General features: G+C 49.7%; 12 protein-coding genes. 9 read left to right on the top strand and 3 right to left on the bottom strand.

From position 1 onward, the window contains the following. Positions 1 to 27: 27 nt before the first annotated feature. Positions 28 to 585 (bottom strand): DUF1963 domain-containing protein, encoded by a 558-nt coding sequence (locus EKK48_15410; GenBank protein ID RTL40647.1) that lies wholly within the window; start codon positions 583 to 585, stop codon positions 28 to 30. A gap of 276 nt (positions 586 to 861) precedes the next feature. Between EKK48_15410 and EKK48_15405 the strand changes: the two genes are divergently transcribed. The 7 genes from EKK48_15405 to EKK48_15375 all read left to right on the top strand — a co-directional run bounded on the left by EKK48_15405 (position 862) and on the right by EKK48_15375 (position 8,439). Further along, positions 862 to 1,527, top strand: coding sequence for a hypothetical protein (locus EKK48_15405; GenBank protein RTL40646.1), 666 nt, complete (start codon positions 862 to 864; stop codon positions 1,525 to 1,527). Between the two features lie 46 nt (positions 1,528 to 1,573). Further along, positions 1,574 to 2,812 carry an MFS transporter gene (locus EKK48_15400; GenBank protein ID RTL40645.1) on the top strand — a complete coding sequence of 413 codons (1,239 nt, stop codon included), beginning with the start codon at positions 1,574 to 1,576 and terminating at the stop codon, positions 2,810 to 2,812. A 118-nt stretch (positions 2,813 to 2,930) separates the two neighbouring features. After that, the gene (locus tag EKK48_15395; protein RTL40644.1) at positions 2,931 to 3,581 is read left to right on the top strand and encodes a hypothetical protein; all 651 of its coding nucleotides are present in this window, start codon (positions 2,931 to 2,933) and stop codon (positions 3,579 to 3,581) included. Then, positions 3,581 to 4,063, top strand: a complete 483-nt coding sequence (locus EKK48_15390; GenBank protein ID RTL40643.1) for a hypothetical protein — start codon at positions 3,581 to 3,583, stop codon at positions 4,061 to 4,063. Before EKK48_15395 ends, EKK48_15390 begins: the two co-directional genes overlap by 1 nt. 114 nt (positions 4,064 to 4,177) lie before the next feature. Further along, positions 4,178 to 6,199, top strand: coding sequence for a hypothetical protein (locus EKK48_15385; GenBank protein RTL40642.1), 2,022 nt, complete (start codon positions 4,178 to 4,180; stop codon positions 6,197 to 6,199). Positions 6,200 to 6,252: 53 nt separating this feature from the next. Further along, a complete protein-coding gene (locus EKK48_15380; protein RTL40641.1) occupies positions 6,253 to 7,254 on the top strand; it encodes a DUF4253 domain-containing protein in 1,002 nt (333 codons plus the stop codon). Positions 7,255 to 7,413: 159 nt separating this feature from the next. Next, on the top strand, positions 7,414 to 8,439 hold the full coding sequence (locus EKK48_15375; protein ID RTL40640.1) for a ketoacyl-ACP synthase III: 1,026 nt from the start codon (positions 7,414 to 7,416) through the stop codon (positions 8,437 to 8,439). A gap of 15 nt (positions 8,440 to 8,454) precedes the next feature. On the opposite strand, the gene EKK48_15370 is transcribed toward EKK48_15375, so the two are convergent. After that, the gene (locus EKK48_15370; protein RTL40639.1) at positions 8,455 to 9,882 is read right to left on the bottom strand and encodes a DUF2252 domain-containing protein; all 1,428 of its coding nucleotides are present in this window, start codon (positions 9,880 to 9,882) and stop codon (positions 8,455 to 8,457) included. Positions 9,883 to 10,106: 224 nt separating this feature from the next. Here EKK48_15370 and EKK48_15365 point away from each other — a divergent pair, with 224 nt between their 5' ends. Further along, positions 10,107 to 11,612, top strand: coding sequence for a PAS domain S-box protein (locus tag EKK48_15365; GenBank protein ID RTL40638.1), 1,506 nt, complete (start codon positions 10,107 to 10,109; stop codon positions 11,610 to 11,612). Next, positions 11,602 to 12,417, top strand: a complete 816-nt coding sequence (locus EKK48_15360; protein RTL40637.1) for a response regulator — start codon at positions 11,602 to 11,604, stop codon at positions 12,415 to 12,417. Before EKK48_15365 ends, EKK48_15360 begins: the two co-directional genes overlap by 11 nt. 135 nt (positions 12,418 to 12,552) lie before the next feature. On the opposite strand, the gene EKK48_15355 is transcribed toward EKK48_15360, so the two are convergent. After that, positions 12,553 to 13,758, bottom strand: coding sequence for a 6-phosphofructokinase (locus EKK48_15355; protein ID RTL40636.1), 1,206 nt, complete (start codon positions 13,756 to 13,758; stop codon positions 12,553 to 12,555). Positions 13,759 to 13,784 lie beyond the last annotated feature (26 nt).

Below are 13,784 nucleotides of genomic sequence, written 5' to 3'. Positions count from 1 at the left end.
CGGGTTCGGTCGCCGTTTCCAATTTAGCTATTCCCTTTTAAAACGCACGAGCCATGCTTTTTCTAACTGCTCTTGAGCCGGGTCATCCTCGTGAATCAAGATTAGATAATCGGTTTGCTCATCACTGATGCGCAGGAGTAGACGCCATTTGTGTGCCTGGGCGATAAGATGCGAATAACAGTCATCATTTGCTCTTGCTTCGTTATATGTTATGCCGTTCGAGGAAAACGCGCAGATTGCCTTCGCCTCTTCGATGCGGGGGTGAGTATCTGTGGTGATTGAGAGATTGGAGATTCCAGTCATAATCCGAGGAGTCGGCTGTGATGAAGCGGCTGTTGTCTCCTCGCCTGTTGGTGTCACATGTGGTGCGAGCGCATTCCCATGTGTCCAGATTATCTTGAAACACGTCCTGTCCTTCGATTGACATTGCTCGATGTAATGACTGACAAAGACATTAATGATGCCGTGTTGAGGCAAGTATCCACTCGACCCTGGCAAGCTTGAATTTCGCAGCGCCAAATCGTGCAGATCAACTGCGGCAAGCAGTTTCATTGGGCGGGACTGTTTATCCAGGGGCGTCTGCATTGGTACTCAAGCGTGCTTTCAGGAACCATTTCATCAGATTCATACATTATGGACGCCCAGCAATGATTTTGCATCTGCTGGATGTATTGTTTCAACTTGACAGCGGGTGGTCATTCCGCTAGAGTTATCATTCTCAGGGCTTTTCCTGGGTTTGGAAGCACTTACTAAATTCAAAAAACTGAGCGTGGCCGCAAGGTCTTTTTCGCTTGTCCAGTTCAATTAAGCGAACTGGTCGGTTGGTTGCGGGCTGTCTCTTGTCCTGCAGGACTATTATCAATGATTATCATCGAAACGCGCGATGTACCCGCAGTCAGTTATAAGCTTTCCGAGGCTCCTCCAGACTGGCTTTACTTCGACTACTGTTTTGTTAAATCGAAACCGGCGCGCATCGCCTCATCGTTTGTTAAAGGGCTTATGGCCGCGACCGCGATGTTGATGATAAGCGGTTACTCGATCTGTAGTCACAATCAATTTGTTGTCTGTTTAATCGCCTCTATAGCGTTGGCATTTGCGATAAATGAACTTTTCGAGCAGCATCTCTCCGCCACCAGAGCATCCAAATTAGTGTCGGCTGCTCCTCAGTTTTCTCTGCGCAGCGTTAATCCTGCTTTCTCCGCCATTCCGGTTGTGTTTCTGTTTTCGATGATGAACGTTCAGACCCTGATGCTGGCAGTCTCAAATGCTATTGAAGTGGTGGGAATCGCTTGCGGAGTGCCGTTCTTACTTTATGGACTGATAAAAATCTCCGAAGATTCTAGTTTTGGCAAGCGGCACGTGTTGGCAGGCTCGGTTAGTGCATTCGGAGGCGTCGCTGTAGCCGTTGTCGTCAATTTGATTGCAGCCAACGTTATCGATGCCAGTATTTTCTCTGCTACCAATTACTTTGGCAATGCCATCGCCACGATTTATGCACCAGATATGGTGCTAAAATTTGACGAGTAATTACTGATTGATCTGCTAAGATAGGCTTCTTTCTGGAACTTATCTTTTGTCATCGGAACCTTTGTCATCGGAACCACTACCTGCAAGTAACGCCGCTTCTGAGTCGTCACCGACACGCGAAGCTCCGGAGCTGTCACGGGCTCGAGCCGCAGTAGGTTTTGTCTTTTTCGTCAATGGCGCTGTTGTTGCCACCTGGGCCTCGCGCATTCCGGCGATTCAAGTCAAGTTGGCTCTCGGCACCGGTAACCTTGGCATCGCGTTGTTAAGCATGGCATTCGGTGCGCTTGCAGCAATGTCGTTCGCTGGAGCGCTTTCCGCTCGTTTCGGCAGTCGTCCTGTAATCGTCTGGACCCTTGTTTTTACCTGCCTCACCCTGATATTTCCGGCTTACGCCCCAGACCTGACTAGTCTTTCAGCTTCAGTCGCCGCTCTTGGTTTGTTTGCCGGGTCGATGGATGTAGCTATGAATGCGCATGCTGTAGCCGTCGAACGTGCTTACCAGAGACCTATTATGTCGGCATTTCATGCTTTGTTCAGTATCGGCGGTATTGCCGGGGCTTGTTTGGGGGCGGTTATGGCGTCTTTGAAAATCTCGCCTGAACTGCATTTCCCCGCTGTAGCAGCGGTTTTGTTGCTTTCCGGACTTCTTTGTAAGGGCTGGTTGCTGCCCGCATCTGCAGACAAGACTGGTGCGAAGGTAAGCGGCTCTATGCATCTTGACACACTGAAACTTCTATCCAGCTCCAGTTTCTTGCTGGCTCTCAGTGTGATGATGTTCTGTTGTTTTCTCGTGGAAGGTGCAATGGGCGACTGGAGCGGAGTGTTTTTGCAGCAGTCACTGAAAACCGACGCTGGATTTGCCGCTCTCGGCTATGCTGGGTTTTCGGTGGCAATGACTGCGGGGCGGTTGCTTGGCGATAAGTTGAATACCAGGTTCGGTGCAGCTGCAATGGTTCGCTACGGCTGTTTAGTGGCGTTAGTCGGATTGTGTCTCATAATATTTCCCGCAAACCCGGTCTTGGCTTTGTGTGGATTTTCATTGATCGGTTTGGGTGTGGCAAATATCGTGCCGATTTGTTTTACATCAGCCGGAAATGCACCAAATATGGAGCCTGGACCGACCATTGCAACCGTTGCGCTGGTCGGCTACTTCGGCTTACTTGCCGGACCTCCTATCATCGGTTTTGCCGCTGAAATTTTGACCTTAAGGGTAGCATTAGCACTTCTTTGTATTCTCTTAATAAGCATGATTTTTCTGGCTCGTTTTGTGCGTTCAGCGCCGTAGGTCGGCAGTTTTACGTCAGGGTTTTCAACGGTTTACGGCGCTGCGCCATAGCTTAGAATTGGAAGGCTGGTGGTAAACCTATAATGCTGACTATGCCAGATATCGGAGCAAATTTGAAATGACTCAGAAGCCGAAGAGTGCGATTGCTAGTGCTGGAAGCGGAATCATGAGAGCAATCGGCGATCTTCTCTTGTTGCTGTTGATGTTGGGAGCCAGCGGCGGCGCCGGTTACTGGTTCGGCACGATACAGCGCATGGCGCCTGTTCAATTAGTAGGTGCAGGTACGCCTGGTGCAGTTCCTGCAACACCAAATACAGTGGCTCCAAAATCTGGAGGTGGTAAACCCGAAGAGACTGATGAGCAACCAGAAGAGACTGTGACTGTAACTCCGACACCGGCATCATCTTCGACGAAGAAGCACGGTAAAAAATTCTGGATTGCATCCAGCGGCTCAGACTACATCGGCTATTCGATCAAGGTCACAGTCAACGATCAAGACGTCGATAATTTTTTCGCTCCAGGCAAGGCTGTTGATATCACGCGTTTGCTGAAGAAGGGCGACAACTCGATTACTTTCAATGCGCAGGAACTGGAAGAGAAGTTCAACGCACACAAGGGTGATGACTCGAAGAAGTTGATTTTGAATTTGGTTTCTGGCCCTGTTATTCAAGAGAATTACAAACCTGGTGATGTTGTGCTGAGTTATCAGCGCAATGCTGCTCAGACTGAAAACGACACCCAGACAATGAAATTCACGAAGAGTAACTAGTGGACGCAGTTAAAAGAATCAAGTTCTATTTCATTTGTTGTCTCGTTACTTTGAACGGACTGTTCATTGGCTACGCGGTCGGTTTGAATAGCCGTCATGTGCTGGTTGTCGACCCGAGTTTGCCCAAGTATGTCAAACCGGAAGTCAAAGCGGATGTCATTTCGAAGGGCAAGAGTGAAACAACGGATAAAACTAAGAGCAGTGCCGGCAAAGGCTCTAAGGACAAAAGCGAGGCTGGATCGAAGGATAAGTCTGAGTCGGGTGTGAATAAAGGTACAAAGGATTCTGGAGTGAAGAGTAAGAGCGGGGAAGCAGGAAGCGGCAAGCCGAACTCTGACTCAAAGGCTGCTGGAACAAAGAATAAGACTAACTCAAAGGGTAAAGCTGCGCCTGCACACGAGTCTGGAAACCAGAACCACGGTGCTGCTGGTACAAAGGACAAACCAACCGGGAAATCCGTTTCGTCGCATGAAAAAACATAGCACCGGTGAGCGGGAAGGATTCCTATGTTCGGAGTGATGAAAAATCGCTCTTGCTCGCAGAGTGATGAACAGAAACTTGAATATCGGATGCATTACTGCGGAACGTGCAAAACGATGGGTACGTTGTTCGGTCAAGCGTCCCGCTTTCTTTTGAATAATGATGCCGTTTTTCTTGCGGAAGTGTTGTCTGCTATATCTCCGCAACCCGCAAACATCTCATCCTGGGCCGGCGCATACCAATCATTTAATTGCCTGGCTGTGCCTGCCAATGAAAACACAATTCCGCTTCCTCTCTCGATTGCGGCTAACGTGACGATGGTGCTGACCGAACTTAAAATCGCTGACCATCTGATTGATACGGAAAAGAATCATTGGAAAACTGCGCAGAAGTTGTTTTCGAAAAAATTTCAGCAAGCTTCGAACGCTTTAGAAGAACTCTGTTTCCCTGTCGATCAACTCTGGAAGTGGTTTGACGAGCAGGGAAAGCATGAACTCTCCGCTGAAGAGTTTATGGAAACGCACTTTCCTCGACAGTTGATCGATTATTGCGCAAATCCTACTGCTCATATGACCGCTATTGTATTTGAAAGTGGTGCGCGTGCTGTTGGCTGTTCCGACAATATGGTGCTCAGCCGGATGCATCAGTTGGGCAATGCTTTTGGAAAACTCGTTTATGTGCTTGATGCATTTGATGATTTTGCCAGAGACGTAAGACGCGGTGAGTTCAATCCATTCGCAGTCGCCTACAGCATTGAAGCAACTGTGTTGCCCGAACACTGTAAGCAGGATATTTATCCTTACGTGCAGTCATTGGCGAAGACCATTGAGAATGCTCTTTCCGCGTTGATTCTGGATCCTGAGCAGCTGCAGCAGTTCCGCTCCAGATTGCGCCAGAATATTTCTGACAAACTAGGAACAGACTGGCTCGAGTTTGTCAGATCGGCTTGCGCATCGCATGTGCATTCTTGCTCTTCATCAGTTCGAGATTCTGCTCGGTCATGCTCCAATGCGCGGTTGAGCATGACGCAGAGATATAGCGCTGCTGTGTCAATTTGTGAACATGCCTGTTCCAACCAAAGCTCCTGGTTCGATTTCATCATCAAGCCTTTTGTTTTCTTGATTGCTTTTGCTTTTCCTTATCATGCACGGCTGGTTAAGAATCGAGACCAGATCTTCGGACTTCCTTTCAATTTGATTGCCTGGGGCGCTCTGGTCAATGAACTTTTGGCTTTTCCGAATCAAAAACTTCAGTTTGCTTTTGCAATGAGCAGCGGCAGTGGTAGTGGTTCGGGCAGCGGCAGTTCCGGCGGTGGTAGTGCCGAAGGTAGTAGTTCATCTGGTGGCAGTGCCGATGATGGAAGTGCCGAAGGTGGCAGTGCTGAAGGTGGTAGTACTGGCGGTGGCGATGTCCCATCTGATCAGCATGCGAAGGCCGAGCCACAAAAATGGGGCGGCAGGCGTCCTCGAAAATTCTCTGACGAGCGTATATCTGAGCCGCTTCCTGAGTTGGTTGAGGTTTCTGACACTAAACCCTTAGATGTCGATGAACAAAAATCATCTCCTGAGATTAGTTCGTCGCAAGACGGCGTTGTCTCCCCCTTCATTTCTTCCTTGTCGTATCACAATTCTTCGGAACCGCTTCACTCGGAACCGCTCCACTCGGAACCAGCTGCATCGGCGGACTCTGGAGCATCGCCAGATCCACATGTTGAAAATTCTGAGCCACCACCACTACAAAACAATTCCAGAAGAAGATTCAGAAGAGCGGAGAATTATCGCGCCAGCCAGACGCCGAATGACTTCTTCTGCAATCAATGTCTGATGAATTGCAGCTTCAATATGTGCGCCAATTGCTGTTTTGATGCCTGCGAGTCCGGAGAATGTGCCGGTGATTGTTGCGACTGCCTCGGTATGGGTACTAACGGTTGCTGCACAGGCTTGGATTGCTGTGCCACTGGTGGAGACGCCTGCGCTGGTGCAGATTGTTGCTCAGGTTGTGCCGATTGCGGTGCGGGGCTCGACGTCTGCTCTGGATGCGGTGATTGTGCGTCGGGCTGCGGTGATTGTGCCGGTGGCTGCGGCGATTGCGCCGGTGGGCTCGACGCTTGCTCAGGCTGTGGCGACTGCAGTTGTTGAAAACAAAGTTCATAACCCGTAGTATCTGAGTTTCCATTTTTTAGGAGTCGGATATGGAAGTCAGTAAATGGGTTTGCGGCGAGCGCGAAGGCACGCTTAATCCCGCTCCTGAAGCTATTTCCAGTGATAAGGACAATCACGTCAAAGATCTTTGCGGCAAACTCGAGGCTGCCAACATCAACGTCAGCACGCTTGGTCGGCTGAATTGGCCACTTGTCGACATGATTTATTCGCTTTCAGTCAAGGGCTCCGAAGCTGAAAATATCTGGGGCACGCTGCGCAGAATTTCAATACAAACCGGCTACTGGCCGGTCATTGCTGCGGATGAGGACGAACTGGATGGAATTGTAGAAAATTTGTCTTGTCATCTTGAATTTTCTCAGAGCAAGAACGTCTGGACGCCGCGCAAGAAGTCATACAACAGCAACGACCTGGTGCTGGATGAAGGAGACCGAGCCGCGCTTCTTTTTCGAGATTTGAAGGAGCTGGAAGGCTCGGCTGATCCTGTTGATTTAGACGGCAGCGGTGCCGTTAAGCCTTCTCTTGATGATCTGGTCGCGGCCGGCGAAAAGATGAATATGGATAAATGGTTGCACCTCAAATCTGCATTAAGAGATGGCGTTGATGAGGATGAGGGCGAATGGCCGTTTGATGTCATGCCTGATAACAACCTGCAGTCGCTTCAGATTTGGGACCCTGAATTGGGCAGCCGTGAATTGGACTCAGTCTACATTTTGCTTGTTCGAGCTGATTATGCATGGGAAGTGCCGGCAAAGCTTTTGTACGGGGGCTGGAACGATTGCCCCGTGCCTCAGGTGCACGTTGGATTTTTCAAAAGATGGTTCAAAATGCACGACGCCGAGATTGTTTCGATCGGGCGAGCAACAATCGAGATGGTCGTAGAAAGACCTCCATCAACGCGCGAGGAGGCGCTCGAAATAGCTCGTGAACACTTTGTCTATTGCCCGGACTCCGTCGATCAAGGGGCTGGAAATGTGTCCAGCCTGGCTGCCGAGCTGCTCAATGGTCGAGTCTGGCACTTCTGGTGGGATTAGCAGAATCTGGCATGACAACGATTTTATCGAATCGTCGCTTGACTAGACGCGGAAAGCGCCGTTTCTGTGGTGATCCTGGTGACTAAGAAACGTCACGTATGTTGAGAGTGACGCGATAGATCGTGTATCGTATGATGTCCGGAATGCAAAGAAGCTGTCATGCCTCTGCTGGCAGCGCTCAGGAGCTTATTAGTGCCAATACCTAAGATTAGTGCGGTTGGAGCCTGCGTTCCGCCCGGCATTCTTTCCAATAAAGACCTGGAAGGCATGGTTGAGACATCCGACCAGTGGATTGTCGAGCGAACAGGTATTCATCAGCGTCACATAGCCGCCAAGGGAGTGGCATCGTCAGACCTGGCCACCGAAGCTGTGAGAGAACTCATGGCTAAAACCGGAATCAAGGCAACGGAAATCGACCTGATTATTCTCGCCACGATAACGCCGGACATGCAGTTGCCAGCCACAGCCTGTCTAGTTCAGAACAACATCGGTGCGACGAACGCCTGGGGCTTCGATGTCTCGATAGCCTGCTCAGGCTTCCTCTATGCGTTGCAAGTTGGCGCTCAATTTGTACAGACGGGTGCTCACAAAAATGTTGTGGTGATTGGCGTTGATGTGATGTCTTCAATCATCGACTACACAGACAGGCAAACTTGCATCATATTTGGTGACGGTGGTGGCGCGGCGTTGATACAGCCGTGCGAAGCCGGGGAAGAGTTTGGATTAATCGACTTCGTGCATGAAGTTGATGGTTCAGGTGGTGTTTCGCTCTGCTTACCCGCGGGCGGTAGCCGTTATCCTGCCTCACATGAAACTGTCGATAAGCGCATGCACTATGTGCATCAAGACGGACCAGCTGTTTTCAAATTCGCTACGCGCAAGATGGCAGAGGTTTGCACTCGAGTACTCGATCGCAATGGCTTGACTGGTAAAGACGTTGATGTATTCATCCCGCATCAAGCCAATCTTCGTATCATCACTTCAGCCATGGAACGCCTCGGCATGACCATGGATAAAGTTGTTGTAAATATCGGCGAGTACGGAAATACCACAGCCGGTACGATACCACTGGCGATGCACACAGCCCTCGAGAAAGGTATGCTCAAGAAAGGCGACCTGGTTCTACTTGCATCTATGGGCGCTGGTTTCAGCGCCGGTGCGACGCTTTTGCGTTGGGCTTACTAGAATAACGAACGCTCACTAGTTCGCAGCATCGGGATCGGCCTTTATCCGACCCGACTCGATTGCCGCAAGCAGCAACGCATGATCTTTTACGCATTGGTCTGCATAAGCCAGTGAAAACTCAGCGATAGCCTCGTCAAAACTGGGACTGCTGCCTAGATAGCCGCGAATGTAGGCGGCGTCTCCTGAACGGGCATGAGCGCGAGCCAGCACGGAACCGAGCGTTTCTGCGATTTCGAGAAGCTGTGGTCCCTGCCAGAGTTCCGGCTCCGGCTTGACCTTCGTGTCTCGCAGTTGCCTGATATAGAAGTGTCTGCCGTCGTCAATTGAAGTCCATCCAAGGAAGATATCACTTGCCGATTGAACAATTCTCTGCCCCGCTACGACACGTTGACCGTGATTTTCAAACTCGCTTTTGCCTGCATACGGCTCGAGTACCGAAGCACGCGCTTCTTTGAGTTGCAGCAAGAGCGGCTCATCATCAGGCGCGAGCATGACTGCAACGGCGCACATCGTGCCCACGCTGCCGATACCAACTACCTTAATAGCAAAGTCTGAGAGTCTGTATCTATTGAAAAGGCGCGCCCGGTCTTCTTGCAGTGTGGTTTGATATTTTTCGAATGCCTTTGTAATGCGTTCGTGCCATGCTTCTTGCTCATCTTCAGGAAAGTGATAGACGATGGGCGGCGTGTCTTTCAGCTTGTACGCACCATTTATCTGCTGCGTCATTTTCGGAAAGTAATAATCTTGTATCGTTCGCTTCATCGCTTTCTTCAGCTGCTTCTTGTGCTGCTTCTGCAACTCAACGTCTGTGGTGCGCTCGATAACGCTGTTCCAATCGACTGCGGCATACCAGATGTCCAGGATGCTCATTTTCGCGAATTCGCCCATTCGCTCGCGATACGCTCTGGCAACTGTTTGGGCGGCTTGCTCCCCATATTTGGGACTGAGATTGTTATCTTGAGCGGTGAGCACAAAACTGACGGCGAGCCGCTTCAAATCCCACTCCCATGGCGCTGGAAGTGTCTCGTCGAAGTCGTTGATGTCAAAAACAATGTTTCGTTCCGGCGTTGCAAACGCACCAAAGTTGAGAAGATGACAGTCACCGCAAGCCTGGACTCGAATACCTGTATTGGGCGTAATCGAAAGGTCTTCAGCCATGATTGCTGAAGCGCCACGGTAGAAGGTGAATGGCGACTGCATCATGCGTCCGTAGCGCACTGGCGCCAGTTCCTGGATGCGCCCGACATTCGATTCCTCCAGCACTGTGATTGGATCTCGGCGAGTCGGTGATGGATTCCACGGCGCATGGAGTTTGTGCGGAAATGCAGCTCTCAGTGCCTTTCCTCTCTCTTTTCGATTATCGCGGGGCGAAATCGTATTGTCGTGAAGAACGGCTGATGCATCCTTCTTTGCCGGCTTGCCCTGCTCATCCTGTGGCGCCATGTCACACCTCCCTTCGGGGTTCGTCTACCGTTTTCATACCACGGAAGAGTTAACCGACCTCGTTGCTTCTAAGCTATTGAAACTACTCGTTAACCTGTGCGTTTAATATTCGGGGCCAAACCCTCTGCTACCCTGATTTCAGGTTTCGGGAACTTCTTTGTTTAGTTCACGACATAAAACCAAATGCAGAGCTACGTTGTGACTGAAATCAGGAGTGGGCACTGATGCGTGTGCTGGTCGTCGAAGATAATCCGACGCAGTCGACCTTTGCTCGCATCAGCTTGCAGCGGCGGGGGTTGGACGTTAATTGTGCCTCCACCCTGGATGAGGCGATGAGCTATTTGAGACGGGATGCCATCGACGTCGTCTTACTCGATCTGTCGTTGCCCGACAGCAACGGCATTGAGACATTCTATAAAATCAGGCAAATTGCCTCAGGCGTGCCAACTGTGGTTTTTACAGGTTTAGATGATCAGGATATCGCCATTGAGGCGCTGAAGAACGGCGCTCAGGACTATCTAATCAAAGGTCTTGCCGGTGATGATTCGGTCTATCGCTGTTTGCAGTACGCCATCGAGCGAAATAAGGTGGAAGTGGCGCTACGCAAAAGCGAACGCCGTTTGCGCATTATTCTGGAACATTCATATGATGCGTTCGCGTCTATGGACAATCAATTCAACATTACTGATTGGAATAATCAAGCGGAAAAGACTTTCGGCATCAAGAGAACTGAAGCGCTGGGCAGGAGTCTGGCAATTATCGCGCCTCATCATCTGAGGAAGCAGTATGCTCGCGAAGTCGACGAATTCTTCAAGGCCAGTGAGGGCAAAATCCAGCGCTACACGACCGAGTTGATCGCTCAGCACAGAGATGGTCATGAATTTCCAATCGAAATCGTTGTTTTCCGAATCTACGAAGATGACAGCTATATGTATTGTGCATTCGCCCGCGACATTACTGAAAGAAAGCACGTTGCTGAAGAGCTTGAACGCCGTGTGCAAGAGCGAACTGCTGAATTAACGCATTCGAACGAAGAGCTGAGACAATTCGCCAAGATTGCCTCTCATGATTTGCAGGAGCCACTAAGAGCGGTGCAAGGCTTCGCTAATCTATTGCAGGAGAGCACGAAAGGTAAATTGGATCAGGATTCGATTGAATTCATCGACTATATTCTCGATGGCACGCAACGAATGCAGCAGTTGATTCAGTCCGTTTTGGTGCATTCGAACATCGCTACCAGAGATGAAACGGTAGAAGATATTGAAACTGACTGCAATGCAATTATTGAAGAGGTTCTCGATAATCTTGACGCGACGATAAAAGAGTGTCACGCTAAATTAGAGGTGGACAATCTTCCAACTGTAGCTGTTGAGCGCGCGCAGTTGATTCAGCTGTTTCAAAATATCATCAGTAACGCCCTGAAATACAGGGACAAAGCGGCGCCTCAGATTTTCATCACTGCAGAGAAGAGTGTTAATGAGTGGCTGTTTTCCATACGTGACAATGGTATCGGCATCGATCCTAAATACGCTGACAAAATTTTTGACATGTTTGCCCGTCTTCATGGCAAAACGAAATATTCAGGAACGGGAATGGGTTTAGCGATTTGCAAAAAAATTGTCAATTCGCATGGCGGAAAAATTTGGGTGGAATCAGAAGTCGGGCAGGGGTGCATATTTCTTTTCACTTTGCCGGCAGGAAAAATGAAGGAGAGCGGTAATGGAAAATAACATCGAATTACTTCTGGTCGAGGACACACCTAGTGATGTCCGTTTGACCCAGGAGGCTCTCAAGAGATCCGGATTGAAGTACACGATGTCCGTTGTTAACGACGGCGTCGAGGCTATGGACTACCTCAATGAGCGTAAGAATGGCGGGCAGAAACTGCCTGATTTGATTCTCTTGGACCTCAATATGCCAAGAAAGAATGGTCATGAAGTGCTCGCTGATGTTCAATCAGACAAAGACTTGTCTAAAATTCCGGTTGTGCTCTTGACCGTATCACAGCGCGATGAGGATGTGCTTGAAGCGTTGAAATTGAAAATGAACTACTATCTGGCGAAGCCTGTGACTGCACAGAATTTGACGGCGCTGGTCAAGTCCATTTATGAATTGAACACAGACGGCGAAGCTAAGGACGCCAAGGCTGATCCAACAGCTCAGGCTCATGTGCATTATGTGCTTGCCGGCAATCCTCACACATCTCCTATGGTGCTGACAAAGTTGGCTGACGATACGACTGTAAAAGTGCGTGCTCGAGTGGCGGAGAATCCAGAAACTCCAGCTGAAGTGCTTTTGCGCCTGGCAAGTGACGATCATCCTGATGTTAGACTTGCCGTATCAGAAAATCCTAAGGCACCGCCATTGGTGCTAGAGCGATTAGCGAAAGACTCAAGCGAAGATGTTCGCCTTGGGCTGGCAAACAACCCTAAGATTCCGCCTGAAATTCTTGCGTTGTTGCTCGATGACGAAAATATGTTCGTCCAGTCGAACGCAAAGAAAACTCTAGCTGAGCTCTCGTCACACGCGAAATAAACGGATGGAGCACTCGGCGGGTGCATAAAAGACTGCTCTCTTTTGGGAGCAGTCTTTCTCAACGCTTATATTTCAGCCAATGCAATCTCGCTAAACAGTTTCAGCAAAACTGCAATTTCAGTTACCTGCGCGCTTTTAGTAGACCCGAACAGGCGTTCCGGAAACTTTTACAGCTTCAGCGGAAGGCTTCTTCGGCTCTCGTCCGAAGCAAACGCCCAGCGTCTCGAACAGCGCGACATCTGCTTCAGTGACGTGACGTTGCACGATCGCATCTTTCACGTCCATGTACTCGATTTTGCCGCCGCGGTAGGAAACAACGGTGACTCCAAATATATTCTGAGTCATCAATTCAACTGCAGCAGAGCCGACTTCCAATCCAAAATTTGAATCGACAGCTGAGCTGAAGCCGCATCGCACAAGATGGCTCGGGCGAATTTCGCGCACTTCGGGAATTTCATAAAGTCCTTCAACAAACTGTCCGGTGCGTTTCATGAACTCTTTGATTTCGGGATCTTTCTTGATTCGATCTTCGATTTGTTTTACGACGTATCGTCCTGCGCCCATCAGCTTTCTGTGACCGAACGAGTCAGGTTCTGAACTCATGTCGACCAATTCGTTTCCGGATGCATCGCGAAGACCTTCAGCTACCACTACGACTGCAGTGCCTGCGTGCACATCGCTTGATTCGATGCGTTTGCAGAAGGCTGCTTTGACGCTCTTGTACAAGACGTCAAAATCAACCGGTATTTCCGGAATTAAAACTGCGTCGGCGTCTGCTGCTACACCACCGCGGAATGCTGTGTGTCCGGCGTAACGACCGAAAACTTCCATGACGACAATTCTGTTGTGTGTTCTTCCTGTTGTTTTTAAGTCGCGAACAAATTCCGCGATGCGATTGATTGTTGAATCGCCGCCGACGCTGTATGGCATCAAGTCCAGGTCCATCGTTTTCGGTGCATGAACACAAGGAATTCCGCGGCTCGCCAGGTCGACTACAACGCTTCCTGTATCGTCACCACCTGCGATGACCAGCGCATCGAGGTTGAATTTTTTCAATCCTTCTTTGATCCGTTCATATTTGTTGTCATCTTTAATTTTCGAGACTTTGACGCGCGAATTTCCCGCTTCGCTGCCTGCGATGATTACATCGATTTCCTCGACGCGTTCTTTGGTCAGTTTAGTCAAGCTCTTAAGATCTTTCAGGTTGTAAAGCCCAGCGTAGCCGTTGGGAATGATCCAGGCCGTAATGCCTTTGCTCAACGCCATCAATGCAGCGCCCTTGATGACTCCATTCAACCCACCGCAATCGCCGCCGGATGTAATGATTCCTATGTTTTTCACGACTTTCTCCACTCGTACGAATCCAA

The organism is Candidatus Melainabacteria bacterium (assembly GCA_003963305.1).
In the GTDB taxonomy this organism is placed as follows: domain Bacteria; phylum Cyanobacteriota; class Vampirovibrionia; order Obscuribacterales; family Obscuribacteraceae; genus PALSA-1081.
Note: the sequence above shows the minus strand (reverse complement) of the source record. Positions and strands in the feature narration are given on the sequence as shown.